Source organism: Pedobacter yonginensis (assembly GCF_003173595.1).
Lineage (GTDB): Bacteria > Bacteroidota > Bacteroidia > Sphingobacteriales > Sphingobacteriaceae > Pedobacter > Pedobacter yonginense.
Genome location: NZ_QGNZ01000002.1, coordinates 230638 through 247242, shown reverse-complemented (window position 1 = coordinate 247242; position 16605 = coordinate 230638). Strand labels below are relative to the sequence as shown.

At 41.2% G+C, this 16605-nt stretch carries 5 protein-coding genes; 3 read left to right on the top strand and 2 right to left on the bottom strand.

Annotated features, from left to right (window positions below; all coding sequences use genetic code 11):
* Positions 1-149 precede the first annotated feature (149 nt).
* Together DHW03_RS07830 and DHW03_RS07825 are read right to left on the bottom strand one after the other, a co-directional pair.
* Positions 150-2987, bottom strand: a complete 2838-nt coding sequence (locus tag DHW03_RS07830; RefSeq protein WP_109925210.1) for a TonB-dependent receptor — start codon at positions 2985-2987, stop codon at positions 150-152.
* Between the two features lie 9 nt (positions 2988-2996).
* A complete protein-coding gene (locus DHW03_RS07825) occupies positions 2997-4253 on the bottom strand; it encodes a 6-bladed beta-propeller (RefSeq protein WP_109925209.1) in 1257 nt (418 codons plus the stop codon).
* Positions 4254-4547: 294 nt separating this feature from the next.
* On the opposite strand from DHW03_RS07825, the gene prfB reads away from it, so the two are divergent.
* The 3 genes from prfB (at position 4548) to DHW03_RS07810 (ending at position 16255) form a co-directional block, all read left to right on the top strand.
* Positions 4548-5622 (top strand): peptide chain release factor 2 gene (gene prfB / locus DHW03_RS07820; RefSeq protein ID WP_109925208.1). Its coding sequence is split into 2 segments (ribosomal slippage): positions 4548-4607 and positions 4609-5622, totalling 1074 coding nucleotides; the frame shifts between segments, so codons are not numbered across the junction.
* 11 nt (positions 5623-5633) lie between these two features.
* Positions 5634-6548 carry an alpha/beta hydrolase gene (locus tag DHW03_RS07815; RefSeq protein WP_109925207.1) on the top strand — a complete coding sequence of 305 codons (915 nt, stop codon included), beginning with the start codon at positions 5634-5636 and terminating at the stop codon, positions 6546-6548.
* Between the two features lie 1697 nt (positions 6549-8245).
* A complete protein-coding gene (locus tag DHW03_RS07810) occupies positions 8246-16255 on the top strand; it encodes a gliding motility-associated C-terminal domain-containing protein (protein ID WP_133248510.1) in 8010 nt (2669 codons plus the stop codon).
* Positions 16256-16605 lie beyond the last annotated feature (350 nt).

Below are 16605 nucleotides of genomic sequence, written 5' to 3'. Positions count from 1 at the left end.
TTTGAAGACGGCAAATCGTAAAAAAATTAAATTTTAAATCCGCTAGGCAATTTAATTGCATATCACCCAAACACCAATTAAAAACCGGTTGATTAAATTCATCTGTTCCGTGTATTTTGTGTTTCAGTGGCTAGAAAGCCGCCGTTTTCTTATTTTTTCACTGGCGCTTTCTTTCCAAACTGCCTTGGGTAATAAGAAAAGGTAGCCATAAAATATTGTTGTAATACGTTCCGGGAACCTATTGTAAAACTATTTCCGCTTCCATAATTCACTATACTCGTGTTTTGATGGAGAATATCTAGTGCAGATAGTTTAAATTCTGCATTGTTACCCTTTAAAAGCCGATAAACAGCATTTGCATTCCAAATGGTAAAGTTAATATCATCCGAATTAGAGGAAGAACTTTGGTTGAAGCTGATGTTGGTGTTGAGCGTAAATTTCTTGGTTACATTATAGCTTGAACTTAAAGTACTAACCTTATTTACGCCACTATATTCAGTATTAAACGCCTCTTGTTTCGATCGATACGTTCCGTAGGTTTGGCCTACGGCAAGTGCGAGGTAACTTTTGTAAGTATAATTAATAGTTAGGGTAGTGTTGGTATTAAAGTTTTTTGAAAAGGCAAACAACGAATTGGTATAACCTGGTGTTTTTGAATTGCTTATTTGGGAATTTACATTGAATTGGAGCTCTGAAGTTTTAAACTTATAAGCCTTACGCAAATTACCATAAAGATTTTGATAGCGATTGCCGCCTGCGTTGGTTAAAAAATTAGTTCTTCTGTTTTGGTCATCAATAAAGGTGCTATCCACAATTTGGTTTTTTGTGAAGCCAAGCGTCATGCTCAAATTATAGTTTAGTGTATTCTTGTTGGTTTGGTCAAAGTGATTTATGCTTAAGCTAAGCTCCCGATCTACAGCTTCCTGTAAGTTAACATTTCCCCTTTGCAAGGAATATAAATTTGTGCTGTCTGTTAACGGAGCCAATTGATCTAAAGATGGCACTCTAACTTTAGTGTTGTAGCTTAGGGTATAACTTTTATAATATTCGCCATACTGATTGTCCGAGTAGTTAATGTAAGCATCGGGCATAAACTGCTGATAGTTTCTCGTGATATTTTGAAACGATTTTTGAGACTTGTTTTCTTGTCGGATGAATTTTTGCTTTGGTGCGAAATTTAAACTTAGGTTCTTGTTGTATCGATTGGAAAGGTTTTTGTAAAAATTCTTACTGATGGTTAGTCCGGGTGTTTGTTCTATAAGATTGGTTTCTACATGGTTGGTTAAATAGGCGTTGTTAACGTAAGTATTATTACTTGGGTTTAAATCCTGAACACGATTATCATTTTTTATATGATCTAGACTGATGGTGTTTGACAATTGAAATTCAATCCCACCTATATCATTGTTTCCAAAAAATAATGATTTTAAGTTGGGTAGTTCGACTCTGATTTGTTGGTTAGTGGAGTTATATGTGGTTTCATAGCGCCTATCAAATTTTCTGTTCGATGCTGCGTTTGTAAACGAAGTAAAGTTTGTTAGGTTTGATCTGGTATTTTCATTATCGTTTACCGTAATTCCATAGTTTAAGTTCAAACCTTTTATCAACTGTTTCGGCTTCATGTAATTTTGCGACAAACGGAAATCTGCCTGAAAACTAAATCTCGTATTATCAAAGCTGTTCTGATTCAATGTATTGTTGGTGCTGGTTAGTACATTTTGCGTGTTTAAAGCATTTCTAAAGGTTTGGTTAGTATTCTCCCCTTTATTTCTAGAGAAGGTGTGGTTCAAGTTTAAGGCCTTGTTTTTTTTGGTTAAATCATACCTCGCATCAAAATTTTGTCTATTGTTTACATTGGAACTTGTATTGCTGTTCTGCTCAAAAATTTTATCAGTTGTATTGATGGATGTTGTGGTTTCGGTATTGCTCACATAATCATTATTGGTATTTTGGATAAAATAACTTGAAGTGACCGTATTCCTATTTTCCCATGTAGGCTTCTCTACAAAGTTATAGGTAAATTTTACCCCACCGGCATTGGGTTGGTTAATGCCTGTTGCGCTAAAATCAGATTGATACTCTACGTTTGTGCCCACCCCCTTAAAAGTGCTGTTGTTGATGAGCGTATTTACATCATTGAGCGATTTGTTGATGTTATTGCTTGCCCCCACAATGGCCAGTTGCATTTTTGGAGAAAAAACATTGAAACTTGCATCGGCTTCGTATCGATTATCTGTTCCATAGCCACCACCAATCTTCCCAAAAAAGCCAAGTTCCTTCCCTTTCTTTAATTTCAAATTTACCGTTAATGTAGAATCTAAAGGGTTATTTTTATCCTTAACGGTATTGTAAACTTGAATTTTATCCAAAGCATTTTTCGCAATATTTTGAGTAGCTACCTTTGCATCTCCACCAAAAAACGGTTTCCCATTTACCAATACACTTTTAACTTCTCTGCCGTTAACGGTAATTTGGCCGTCTCCCCAAAGCGTAACATTGGGTATTTTTCTGAGCAGATCTTCCACAACGGCATTGCTATCCAACTTAAATGCCGCTGCATTAAATTCGAGCGTGTCGCCATTCATGCTAATGGGTGGAATGGTTACGGTTACCTCCTCCAGGTTGTTATCTTTCGGATTAATAATTAAGGTGCCCAAATCAATAAAATTTTTATCGCTGGGAATGGTAAATTTCTTTCTGAGAGATTGATAACCTACGTGGCTGGCATCTAATCTTAAAGACACCCCAACGGGTAGATTTTTAAAGCTAAATTCACCATAGTTGTTGCTGATTTGATAACTGATTAAACTGCTATCTGATGATTTATATATCGAAACCGTAGCTGATTTTAGGGCGTAGTTGTGTGCAGTATCGCGCAAAATGCCTTTAGCTGCGCCAGGAAGAACAGGTTTACTTTGTTGCGCCGAAGCACTATTTAAAGCCATTGCAAAAGAGATTGCAAAAAGCAATTTAAGAAATTTGAGCATGAGCGCGCTTTAGTTTTTTTTAGGTTTTAATTGGATGATGATTGGGTTGCTTTTTTTGTTTTGGGTTTCAAAAAACTTAGTTAACACTGTGTCGTACTTTTTATCTTTCCCCGCATTTAAGTCTTTAAAAGTAAAAAGCGCAAGCGCAGAATAGCTGGTGTATAGATAACCATCCTCAAAGGTGTGAAAACCGTTATTTGTAAAATCGTAGAACGTTCCCCCGTCTGTTACAGGTAAAAACTGAGATCGTTCATCGGGATCTAGATTTTTGATTGAAGTTAAATCGCCATTTTTTAGATTGTAAACCAGGGCATTCTTTTTATCTTGACTCCAACCCCAATTATTGGTTTTGAAAAATAGGTTATCGCCAACTAGGTAAGGGTTGCTTATGTTTACAATTTGTGTGGGGTTTTTCTCGAAATACTCTATCCGCTTTTTTCTGTACTCCGTCATTTCCATAAAGCCTTTAGGCAGGGAAATGCTTGCAGGGAAAAGTATGCGATAAGATAGAGAAACTGATTTGGGCCTAATTTTATATAAATTGTACTCGTAATACCGCACATAAAATATCTCATTGTCAACACCATAATCAGTAAGGGGATTGCCGCCACCAATGTATTGATCTTTCTCAAATCGATCAGATTCGAATGGGAAGTAAAGCGCCACTTCTTTTTTGTTGTTTAAGATTGCGATTTCATAATTGGTGCTGTCTTTGCCATTCTTAGAAACGTGAAATGGGGCTATGGTTGTGATGCTGTCGGCAAATTTTATGTATCTGTCTTCCGCAGTTCTTTTACCTACCGCAGCTTTTTTAACCAACTTTCCATCCAAATCAAAAAAGAAATGATTTTTGCCAGATGATACACGAATTAAAGCTTCATCTTTGTTCTTAATTAGTTGGAATCCATAAAAAACTTGCTTGTCTTTCTCATCTGCATCAGCAACAACCTTACTGCTGTTAACTTTTGCCCTATACTTCCCATCCTTATTAAAAATCAGCACAGATTTGGTATCATAATCATAAATTACATAACAATCTTTTGTGGTTCGAAGTTGGCTTATCGATCCAAATAAGCTTTCTTTTGTCGTTTCTAGCGGTATAAACTTTACTTCATCGAAAATTTGAGAAACAGCAGCACCGCGAGCGTTATCCGGATCAATTCGGAGGGTTACCATTTCAGAACTATCAACTTTACTGGTTTGGGCTTGTACATTGCATGCAAATAGAATGCATACAAAAAGAGAGGAGAGGGTTGTTTTGAGCATTGATAAGATGGATGATTGGTTAAAATTTCAAACAGCCAAGAGAAATTTCGTTCGAATTTTGCATCAAATCGAGTTTTCAATAAACTGTTTTATTAGGGATGAAATTACTAATTTATTAGTTATTTGAAAATTTTTGTTCACATTTAACTCATTTTTAACCCAAACTAAATCGATTTTGTGTGATATTAACGAATGTAACGATTACTTGTAACGATTAAAATACACCGAATTTTTTTCGAGGTTTAAGATTGAGCATGAAGGTTAAAATGCTATAATCATTACTATATTTGCTTTATGACAAAAGAGCAATTGCAGGATTTAAGAGACAGAATTACGTCTCTGAGGAGGCATCTTTGACGTTGATGAGCTACTCTACGCCATTCGCGAAGAGGAAAAATTAACCATGGCGCCCGATTTCTGGGACGATCCAAAAAAAGCAGAGAGAATTTTAGCGGAAATTAGTTCGAAGAAAAAATGGACGGACGCTTTCACCAACACCGATAATTCGGTTGAGGATGCGGTTGTGATGTTCGATTTTTACCAATCTGGCGATGCTTCAGAAGAAGAATTAAATGATCAATTCGAAATGAGCAAAGCAGCTGTTGAGGAGCTAGAATTGAAAAATATGCTCCGGAATAAAGAAGACCAACTTTCGGCAGTGATGCAAATTACAGCAGGAGCTGGCGGAACGGAAAGTTGCGATTGGGCATACATGCTGATGCGCATGTATATGATGTGGGGCGAAAAAAACGGATACAAAATTACTGAACAAGATAGTCAGGAAGGGGAGATTGCGGGTATAAAATCCGTAACACTTCAATTCGATGGCGATTTTTCATACGGTTACTTAAAAGGTGAAAATGGCGTTCATCGTTTGGTTCGCATTTCCCCTTTTGATTCGAATGCTCGTCGGCATACTTCTTTTGCATCGGTTTATGTGTATCCTTTGGTTGATGAAACCATACAGATTGATATTAACCCTGCCGATATAGAGTTCGAAACCTTTAGAGCAGGCGGTGCTGGTGGCCAAAACGTAAATAAAGTAGAAACAGCTGTTCGATTGTATCACAAACCATCCGGTATCATCATCAAAAATCAAGAGTCGCGTTCGCAACTTCAAAATAAAGAAAACGCAATTCGTTTGTTAAAATCGCAGTTGTATGAAATTGAAGAACGTAAACGCAATGATGCGATTGCTGCGGTAGAGGGTTCAAAGAAGAAAATCGAATGGGGCTCGCAAATTAGGAGTTATGTTTTGGATGATCGTAGGGTAAAAGATCACCGCACAAATTATCAAACTTCGAATCCACAAGCGGTGCTCGATGGTGATATCAACGAATTTTTGAAAGCATATTTAATGGAATTTTAAAAGATTTAAACATGGCAAAATCAATCTTATTTTCAACACTGTTTTTAATTATGGCAACCCTTTCGCAAGCGCAAGAAATTATTCCCTTATATTCCAGTGGCATTCCTGGAGCAAAACCAACACCCTCAGATTATAAAGAAAATACCGAAACCCGTTCAAATGGAACGCTAAGTATTACAAAGGTTTCTGTACCAACTTTAATGGTGTTCCAAGCGCCGAAAGAACGATCAACAGGCACCGCAGTTATTATTTGCCCTGGGGGCGGCTATGGGGCTTTGGCTTTTAGTCATGAAGGAATAGATGTTGCCAAACGGTTTAACGCGATTGGGGTTACCGCCTTTGTACTCAAATATCGCCTGCCCAGCGATCAAATCATGGTAGATAAAATGTATGCCTGTTTACAAGATGCTCAGCAAGCCATTTATCTGGTAAAAAAGAATGCCAAAAAATATAATATTAAGTCGCAGAAAGTTGGCATTATGGGTTTCTCTGCCGGAGGTCATTTTGCCTCTACATTAATTACGCACTACAACGATTCCAAAATTGCTAACCCAGACCAGCTCAACTTACGGCCAAGTTTTGCAGCCCTTATTTACCCTGTTATCAGTTTCGAACAGTCTGTTCATACCGGAACGATGAAAAATCTCTTGGGTCCAAATCCTCCAGACAGTTTAAAGCATTATTTCTCTGCCGATAAAAATGTAACAGCTAAAACACCACCAACTTTTTTAGTTCATGCCAAAGACGATCAAACCGTACCTGTGCAAAATAGCATCTCGCTAAACCAAGCTTTAAAAAGTAAAAATGTACCCACAGATTTATATTTATACGAAAATGGTGGGCATGGATTTGGTTTGATTAATAAAACTTCAGATGTAGATTGGTTTAATCTTTTAGCCGCTTGGATGAAGAAAGAAAAACTTTAATATCTACTAAGATGCTGAAATCAATTCAGCATGACGGATTGTTTTAGGGTATCGTCACCCTGAATTTATTTCAGGGTCTTAGTCATTAAAATATGTTATCGTTATCCCGAACTCATGTTATCTGTGTGCACGAAAAAACAGTTAAAAACGTCAAAACACCAAGTTTTTAAATCAATATTTGGAAAGCAAAGCCTGTATTTCATATTAATGTTCGTCCTGCTCTCCGCTTTACTCCGTTTCACTCCGTGCCCGCTCCGATCAGGTTTATTTACAGCGGGCTGTGCAAAAACATGCGTAGGCGCCAAATGGGGCGACTAAGATTAGTTTTTCACCAGGTATTGTCACCCTCAATTTATTTCAGGGTCTTAGTCATGTAAAAGATTTTCGTTATCCCGAACTCATGTAATCTGTATCTGTATGCACGAAAAAACAGTTAAAAACGTCAAAACAACAGGTTTGTAAATCAATATTTGGAAAGCAAAGCCTGTATTTCATATTAATGTTCGTCCTGCTCTCCACTTTACTCCGTTTCACTCCGTGCCCGCTCCGATCAGGTTTATTTACAGCGGGCTGTGCAAAAACATGCGTAGGCGCCAAATGGGGCGACTAAGATTAGTTGTAAAAGATCTTCATGAGGTATTGTCACCCTCAATTTATTTCAGGGTCTTAGTCATGTAAAAGATTTTCGTTATCCCGAACTCATGTAATCTGTATCTGTATGCACGAAAAAACAGTTAAAAACGTCAAAACAACAGGTTTGTAAATCAATATTTGGAAAGCAAAGCCTGTATTTCATATTAATGTTCGTCCTGCTCTCCGCTTTACTCCGTTTCACTCCGTGCCCGCTCCGATCAGGTTTATTTACAGCGGGCTGTGCAAAAACATGCGTAGGCGCCAAATGGGGCGACTAAGATTAGTTGTAAAAGATCTTCATGAGGTATTGTCACCCTCAATTTATGTCAAGGTCTTAGTCATGTAAAAGATATTTTCGTTGTCCTAAACCCCCGTTATCTGTATCTGGACACACTAACAAACAGTAAAAACATCAAAACCTTAAATCAATATCTGGAAAGCAAAACCTGTGTTCCATTTTAATGTTCGTCCTGCGCTCCGCTTTAATCGTTTCACTCCGTGCTCGCTCTAATCAGTTTACTTACAGCCGGCTGTACAAATCATAACAGAATTATTTTGTGAATCGTGGATATGCGAGAAAGACGAATGATCTTAAAATTTAATTCTTGATTACCTATCTATGGTTCAAAGTCTTTGTAGTATAATAAAAACTACAGATTTTGTGTCGGTTACTCCTTTTCGTTGATTAAATCCCATATCTAGATTTAGTTGCATCTCTTCAATTTGACTAAAACGATTTATAGCTATTTTAGGTGTTACAGGTGTTTTTAAATGAATTTTCATCCAAAATATTTATATAAAAAAAATTTGAATGGTATCTTTTATTATTTATAATTGTAAAAAATATAATATACGATTGTATTAATTAATCTTACTAAACTGTAGTTTTGTAATATTAATAATACTAATTAATACTGTTTTCTGTTATGAATGCCATTAGCCATCTAAGTAAATCTTTGCTCATTATTGTCTTTTTGATGTGTGTTACCTTTTTTTCAAAAGCAACCTACCATCATTGGAATGCTGATTCCAGTGTTGTTGTTCAAAGTAATTTAAAAAAACCTTTGAGCGCTAATGTCGGCGATAGATCAAGTCCCGTATCTAGCTCTAAAAGGCCAATTGTAATTTTACCCCTATATTGGATAGGGGGAAGTGGCAATTGGAATGATGGTTCACATTGGAGCATAACTAGCGGAGGATCGCCGGCGTGGCTTGTGCCTACATTCTTAAGTGATGTGTATTTTGACGATAGATCTTTTTCAAGCCCCAATCAAACCGTAAACATAACTGCTGATGCAAATTGCAGAAGCATGATCTGGAATGCTGGTGCGGGATTGAATACACCGAAACTCGCTGGTCAGAGTAATCTTAACTTAAACATCTATGGCAGTATGGAATTGGCTAAGTCCATGACTTTTGGTTTTGCCGGAAAGACCCGTATGTTGGGTAACAGTTTCGATGCCAATGCCCAAACCATTAAAACAAATGGCGTAAGTATCTCTAGCTCAGCTTTTCAGTTGTATAACGGTCGTTTTGATTTATTCGACGATATGTCTGTATATAACTTTGAACAATTTTCTGGTCAATTTTATTCTAACGCCCACAACATAAGTTGTTCTAGTGCTCTTGTCCTAGATGCAAGAGCTAGGGGCGATAATTTCAATGCGTATTTCAATATTGAGGGTTCTACTATAGCGGTAGATGCCTATGTGGCTGCACACAGCAGCCAAAACTACTATCGCACTAATAATAGTACTATAATTGTTCGGAACTTTGTTATTTCTGCTGAAAATGACCCAGTTTTTTACAACGATTTGCAGTTAAGAGGAGATAATCCCTTGATTTCGGGCTACACTTCAGCAAATTTAGTCACATTTAGAAACGTCGATGTGCAATCATCAACTTGTCTGTTCTATCTTTCAAACATGAGGTTTAACAACCTTAATTTAAAAGCTTCCTCAGTAAATGACTTTAAGGTAGATGGTAGCTTTACAATTGATGGCGTGCTAACGGCCGATGGTGAAGCCTGTGCGCCCACCGTGCTTCGATCGTTAAGATCAACTGGACAATATACCTTAACATCTACCCAGAAAAATTTCGATTTAAAAAATGTAATTTTATGTAATACCAAAGCAGGTAACGGCTCCGCGGCAGAAAATAAATTTTCAGGCAGTGATGGCGGTAACAATACCAATTGGACTTATACGCCTCTTAAAAATCAAAAAGCTACCATCACTTTAGCCAGTGGCAATGACAATACAACAATTTCTAGCAACACGCCAATTCAACCCATTGTTTATAACGTGAGCAATTCTACAGGCGTAACAGTACAAGGTTTGCCAAATGGTCTAACCACCCTTTATACAAATGGCAATTTAACCATCAGCGGTACCCCAACATCAAGGGGTAGATTCAATTATACCGTCAGCACCACGGGTGCCTGTGCATCAGTGAGTTTGGGGGGAACGATTAATGTTACTAACGGATTCCTTTATTGGGTAGGGGGCAGCGGCAATTGGAATGATGGTGCCCATTGGAGCTACACTAGCGGGGGAGCAGGATCAGGGCTTGTACCTACAGCACTAGATGATGTGTATTTTGATGATAGATCTTTTTCAGGCACCAACCAAACTGTAAACATAAATGCTGATGCAAGTTGCAGAAGCATGATCTGGAATGCTGGTGCGGGATTGAAAACGCCGAAACTCACTGGTCAGAGTAATCTTAACTTAAACATCTATGGCAGTATGGAATTGGCCAAGGATATGACTTATGATTTTCTTGGTAGTACGCGAATGGTGGGTAGCAGTTTTGTTGCCAATGCCCAAACCCTTAAAACAAACAAAGTATGGATTCCTTCTTCGAACTTGCAGCTGGTAAATGGTCGTTTTGACCTGGCTGACGATTTATCTTCAGCTAATTTAATTCAAACATCTGGTCAATTTTATACCAATGGACATAACATAACAAATTTCGGCCCAAATAATTTAGTTGGTTTTACTACATTAAATGCAGAGATAAGGGGGGATAATTCTAAGGCATTCTTCGATATATCATCTTCTATCATATCCACAGGGAGGTATACTGCTGCGCACAACAGCGAAACAAACTATAAAACCACTAACAGTACAATTAAGGTTAAAGATACTTTTGCAGTCCCTGGTTTCGATGTGCCTGTTGCTTACAATGATTTGCAAATAACAGGAAATACCAGCTCCATTGCATCTCTACCAGGTGTAAAAGGTTCACTTACATTCAGAAACGTAGATGTGCAATCGTCAGATTTTACATTCAATATTGCCAATGTTAGGTTTAACAACCTTAATTTAAAAGCTTCCTCGATAAATAAATTCCTTGCGGGGGGATTATATACTATAGACGGTGTGCTAAGCGCAAATGGTGCAGCATGTTCGTCTACAGAATTTCGCTCGTTGACGCGAGGTAGCCAATATACCTTAGCATCTACCCTGAAAAACTTCGATCTAAAAAATGTAATCTTAAGTGACGCCAAAGCAGGTAATGGCATCGCGTCAGAAAATAAATTTTCAGGCGTTGATGGAGGGAACAACACCAATTGGACAAATGTTCCAGTATCCATATCTTTAAACAGTGCCAGTGCAAGTACCACAGTTTGCTACAATACGGACATTACGCCAATCGTTTATACGATAGGAGGTGCCATAGGCGCAAGCGTAACGGGCCTGCCAAGTGGTTTAACCGGCGTTTACAATGCAGGCAAATTCACCATCAGCGGTACACCAACATCAAGCGGTACCTTTGGTTATAAGGTAAGCACCACGGGCAGTTGTTCATCGGCTAGCCAAACGGGCACGATCACTGTCACCCCAAATGCAACATTAACCTTTAACAGTTCGGATGGACCAAATGCTCAAACTGTTTGCATCAATAATGGCATAAGCATGATCAGCTATAGTGTAGGCGATGCTACGGGAGCAAGCGTAACGGGCCTGTCAAGTGGTTTAACCGGCGTTTACAATGCAGGTAAATTCACCATCAGTGGTACACCAACATCAAGCGGTACCTTTGGTTATAAGGTAAGCACCACGGGCAGTTGTTCATCGGCTAGCCAAACGGGCACGATCACTGTCACCCCAAATGCAAGCTTGACCTTGAACAGTTCGGGGGGAACAGATGCTCAAACTGTTTGCATCAACAATGGCATAAGCAGCATCAGCTATATCGTAGGCGATGCTACTGGAGCAACCGTAACCGGTTTGCCAGCAGGAGTAAGGGGCGATTACACGCTAGGTAAACTAACCATCAGCGGTAGGCCAACAGAAAGCGGTAAATTCACTTACGCGGTAAGGGCCACGGGTACTTGTTCATCCACAAGCTTGACGGGAACAATTGATGTCACCCCAAATGCAACAATAACCTTGAACGGTTCGGGGGGAACAAATGCCCAAATCGTTTGCAAGAATTCCGCCATCATACCAATCCTCTACACGATAGCAGGTGCCACAGGAGCAACCGTAACAGGTTTGCCAGCAGGAGTAAAAGGCGATTACACGCTAGGTAACCTAACCATTAGCGGTACGCCGACAGAAGGCGGTAAATTCACTTACATGATCAGTGCCACGGGCAGCTGCTTATCCACAAGCTTGACGGGAACGATCGATGTCACCCCTAATGCAACACTAACCCTGAACAGTGGGGTTGGAACAATTGCTCAAGCCATATGCGTCAATAAGGGCATAAGCAGCATCAGCTATGGTGTAAGCGATGCTACGGGAGCAACCGTAACCGGTTTGCCAGCAGGAGTAAGGGGCGATTACACGCTGGGTAAACTAACCATTAGCGGTACGCCGACAGAAAGCGGTAAATTTACCTACACGGTAAAGGCCACAGGCAGCTGTTCGTCCACAAGCTTGACGGGAACGATCGATGTCACCCCAAATGCTAGGTTAACCTTGAACAGTTCGGGGGGAACAGATGCCCAAACCGTTTGCATCAATAATGGCATAAGCAGCATCAGCTATATCGTGGGCGATGCTATGGGAGCAACCGTAACCGGTTTGCCGGCAGGGGTAAAGGGCGTTTACACATCAGGTAAGCTAACCATTAGCGGCACACCAACATCAACCGGTAAGTTCACTTACACGGTAAAGGCTACAGGTAGATGCTTATCAACGAGTTTGACGGGAACCATCGATGTCACCCCAAATGCAACATTAACCCTGAACAGTTCGGGGGGGACAAATGCCCAAACCGTATGCATCGATAATGGCATAAACAGCATCAGCTATAGCGTAGGCAATGCTACGGGAGCAACCGTAAGAGATCTGCCAACAGGGGTAAAAGGCTTTTACGCACCGGGTAACCTAACCATTAGCGGCACACCAACATCAAGCGGTAAATTCACCTACACGGTGAGCACCACGGGCAATTGTTCATCCACAAGCTTGACGGGAACAATCGATGTCACCCCAAATGCAAGCTTGGCCCTGAACAGTGCGGAGGGAACAAATGCCCAAACCGTTTGCATCAACAATGGCATGAACAGCATCAGCTACAGCGTAGGCGATGCTAATGGCGCAACCGTAACGGGTTTGCCAGCAGGAGTAAAAGGGACTTACACACCAGGTAACCTGACCATTAGCGGTACGCCTACAGAGGGCGGCAAATTCACTTACTCGGTAAGCGCCACGGGCAATTGTTCATCCACAAGCTTGACGGGAACAATCGATGTCACCCCAAATGCAACAATAACCTTGAACGGTTCGGGGGGAACAAATGCCCAAACCGTTTGCAAGAATTCCGCCATCATACCGATCCTCTACACGATAGCAGGTGCCACAGGCGCAACCGTAACAGGTTTGCCAGCAGGAGTAAAAGGCGATTACACGCTAGGTAACCTAACCATTAGCGGTACGCCGACAGAAAGCGGTAAATTCACTTACATGATCAGCACTACGGGCAGCTGCTTATCAACAAGCTTGACGGGAACGATCGATGTCGCCCCGAATGCAACAATAACCCTAAACAGTGGGATCGGAACAATTGCTCAAGCCATATGTGTCAATAAGGGCATAGGCAGCATAAGCTATAGTGTAAGCGATGCTACGGGAGCAACCGTAACCGGTTTGCCAGCAGGAGTAAAGGGCGTTTACACGCTGGGTAAACTAACCATTAGCGGTACGCCGACAGAAAGCGGTAAATTTACCTACACGGTAAAGGCCACAGGCAGCTGTTCGCCAACGAGCTTGACGGGAACAATCGATGTCACCCCAAATGCAAGGTTAACCCTGAGCAGTTCGGGGGGAACGAATGCCCAAATCGTTTGCATCAATAACGGCATAAACAGCATCAGCTATATCGTGGGCGATGCTACGGGAGCAACCGTAACCGGTTTGCCGGCAGGAGTAAAGGGCGTTTACACATCAGGTAAGCTAACCATTAGCGGCACACCAACATCAACCGGTAAGTTCACCTACACGGTAAAGGCTACAGGTAGATGCTTATCGACAAGTTTGACGGGAACCATCAATGTCAGCCCAAATGCAACATTAACCCTGAACAGTTCGGGGGGAACAGATGCTCAAACCGTATGCATCAATAATGGCATAAGAAGCATCAGCTATAGCGTAGGCAATGCTACGGGAGCAACCGTAAGAGATCTGCCAACAGGGGTAAAGGGCTTTTACGCACCGGGTAAACTAACCATTAGCGGCACACCAAGCTCAAGCGGTAAATTCACCTATACGGTGAGCGCCACGGGCAATTGTTCATCCACAAGCTTGACGGGAACAATCGATGTTGCCCCAAATGCAACCTTGGCCCTAAATAGTGCGGATGGGACAATTGCTCAGACCGTTTGCATCAACAATGGCATAAACAGCATCAGCTATAGCGTAAGCGATGCTAATGGCGCAACCGTAACGGGCCTGCCAACGGGAGTAGCCGGCGCGTACGCATCAGGTAACCTGACCATTAGCGGCACGCCGACAGAAAGCGGTATATTTGATTACATTGTAAGCACCACGGGCAGTTGCTCACCAGTGAGCTTAGCGGGAACAATTACTGTTGCGCCAAATGCAACATTGACCTTAAGCAGTGGCGAGGCCTCTCAAACGGTTCCTATCAATAATTCAATAACCAACATAACCTATGCCATAGGCAATGCAACGAGTGCAAGCGTATCGGGCTTGCCGGCAGGGGTAACAGCTTCTAACCGTACAGGTACATTGGTGATTAGTGGTGCACCAACGTCATCAGGTACCTTTGGCTATACGGTGACTACACTGGATGGCTGTTCATCCGCAAGCCTGCAGGGAACGATTACCATCATTGGCAATACCTACTATTGGATAAAAGGCGGTGGCGATTGGAACGATGGCAACCATTGGAGCTTGAGCAGTGGGGGCGCAGCTTCTGGGGCTATTCCTACGGCCGCAGATGACGTGGTATTTGATGGCTCATCTGTTGGGCCTTTGAGCAACGAGATAAACATCGGCAAAGCAGCATATTGTAAAAACATTACGGTAAAAGATCCATTTAATGAGGCGATATTCGGCAATGGCACGCTGTATATTGCTGGTAGTTCGAACTTTACGGGAGCGCAAAGAGTCCTCTGTGACCTTTATTATTCGGGAAGCGCTAAGCACACCATAAAATCGGGCAACGCCTGCATTTATGATTCCAGAGAAATTACTTTTGCCGGAACAGGCTCTTATACCTTAGGCGACGACTTTAAAAGCGGGCAAACGCCTGGTTATACCACTACAGTTTATCATAAGGCAGGCACCTTGAATACCAATGGGAAACTCGTAACGACAAGCAATTTCCAAAGTTTCCCTTTAACGGCAGATAGGGCCCGTGAGCTAAATATTTCCAATTCTACCATCGAACTTAACGGGCAGGACTGGTACTTGGATGGATTAAACCTGACCGCTTTCAATACAGTTGGGTCTTTGATTAGATTAACCGCACCAGATGCTAGATTCAAAACTATCTTGAACAACAGCGAGCTTAATGCATCAAAGATTGTTTATAACGACGTGACTTTTACCGCACAATCTGGTACTTCCAGCTTAATCTCTAACGCGCTTGGCACCTCTTACCACGATGTTAGCTTTAGCTCGAATGCATCTATCATTGCAGAAACCTCAACTGTAGACAACCCTGAAGCTTCGAAGGGCTCGAACATGAGGCTTAACAACTTGAATCTAAAGGCCTCATCTGTAAATACATTCAAGGCTGGAGGAACTTTTACCATAGATGGTGTATTGACAGCAGATGGTACGCCATGCGCACCTACAGAGTTGCGGTCAAGCACAGACGGTGTTCAATACACCTTGACATCCATCTTAAAGAACTTCAATTTAAAATCTGTTTATTTAAGAGATGCCATAGCCGGAAATGGACGGCCATCGGAGAACAAGTTTGCCGGGGCAAATGGAGGCAACAACAGCAATTGGACTTATACGCCAACCTTATCCTTAACCACTGGCAGTGCAAGTACCACGGTTACCGTAAATACGCCGATTTCACGAATTGTCTACACAATAAGTAGTAACGCCACGGGCGCAACCGTAACCGGTTTGCCAGCTGGTGTAACAGGAGTTTTCGTTGGAGAGGCCCTGACCATCAGTGGTACACCAACATCCATTGGTAGGTTCGATTATATGGTAAGCACCACGGGCGGCTGTTCATCAGTGAGCTTAACGGGAACTGTTAGCGTTGTTATGAAGCCAGCCGCACCAATCGGTTACCAGCCAGGCCAGCGTCAATCGGTTGGTATGGTCGATGCTACAGCAAGCATCGGTAGCCCTGTCGACGATACGATTTCACCAGCCGCAGTGGTTACGCCTAATGGCGATGGAAGGAACGATACCTGGATTGTGGGCAACATCGAGTCCCATCCAAACAACACGGTCAACATTTACAACCGTTCGGGTACCTTGGTCTTCAAAATGCGCAACTACAAAAACACTTGGGACGGAACACATAATGGTATCCCGTTGAATGAAGATGCTTATTTCTATGTAATAGAATTAGATGGAACTAAAGACCGCATCAAAGGTACGGTTACGGTTGTTCGAGATACCAGGTAGCCCTTCAGGTATAAAAATGGAATGACAAGAGGGTGTCTGTGTTTACAGGCACCCTCTTTTTTTGGTACAATTGCTTCTAAAAATCTGTGTCTAACTGGGAAACATGAAAAAATGACTCAATGTAATTCCTTAAATGGCTGAACAGATGTAAACCACCCTGTCATTCTTTGCTTTGTATGTTGATTGAACCTCAATTTCGCAGGTGATTCCATTTAAAAATTGTAGTTCTTAAAAGCAATAATAAAGTATAATAAAATTTACTCAATTTGTATAGCTTAAAATAGCTCATTTATTTAGCTCTGTCAAATTCTTAACAATGACAATAGCAAGATTTTTTCCCCTATCTAAAA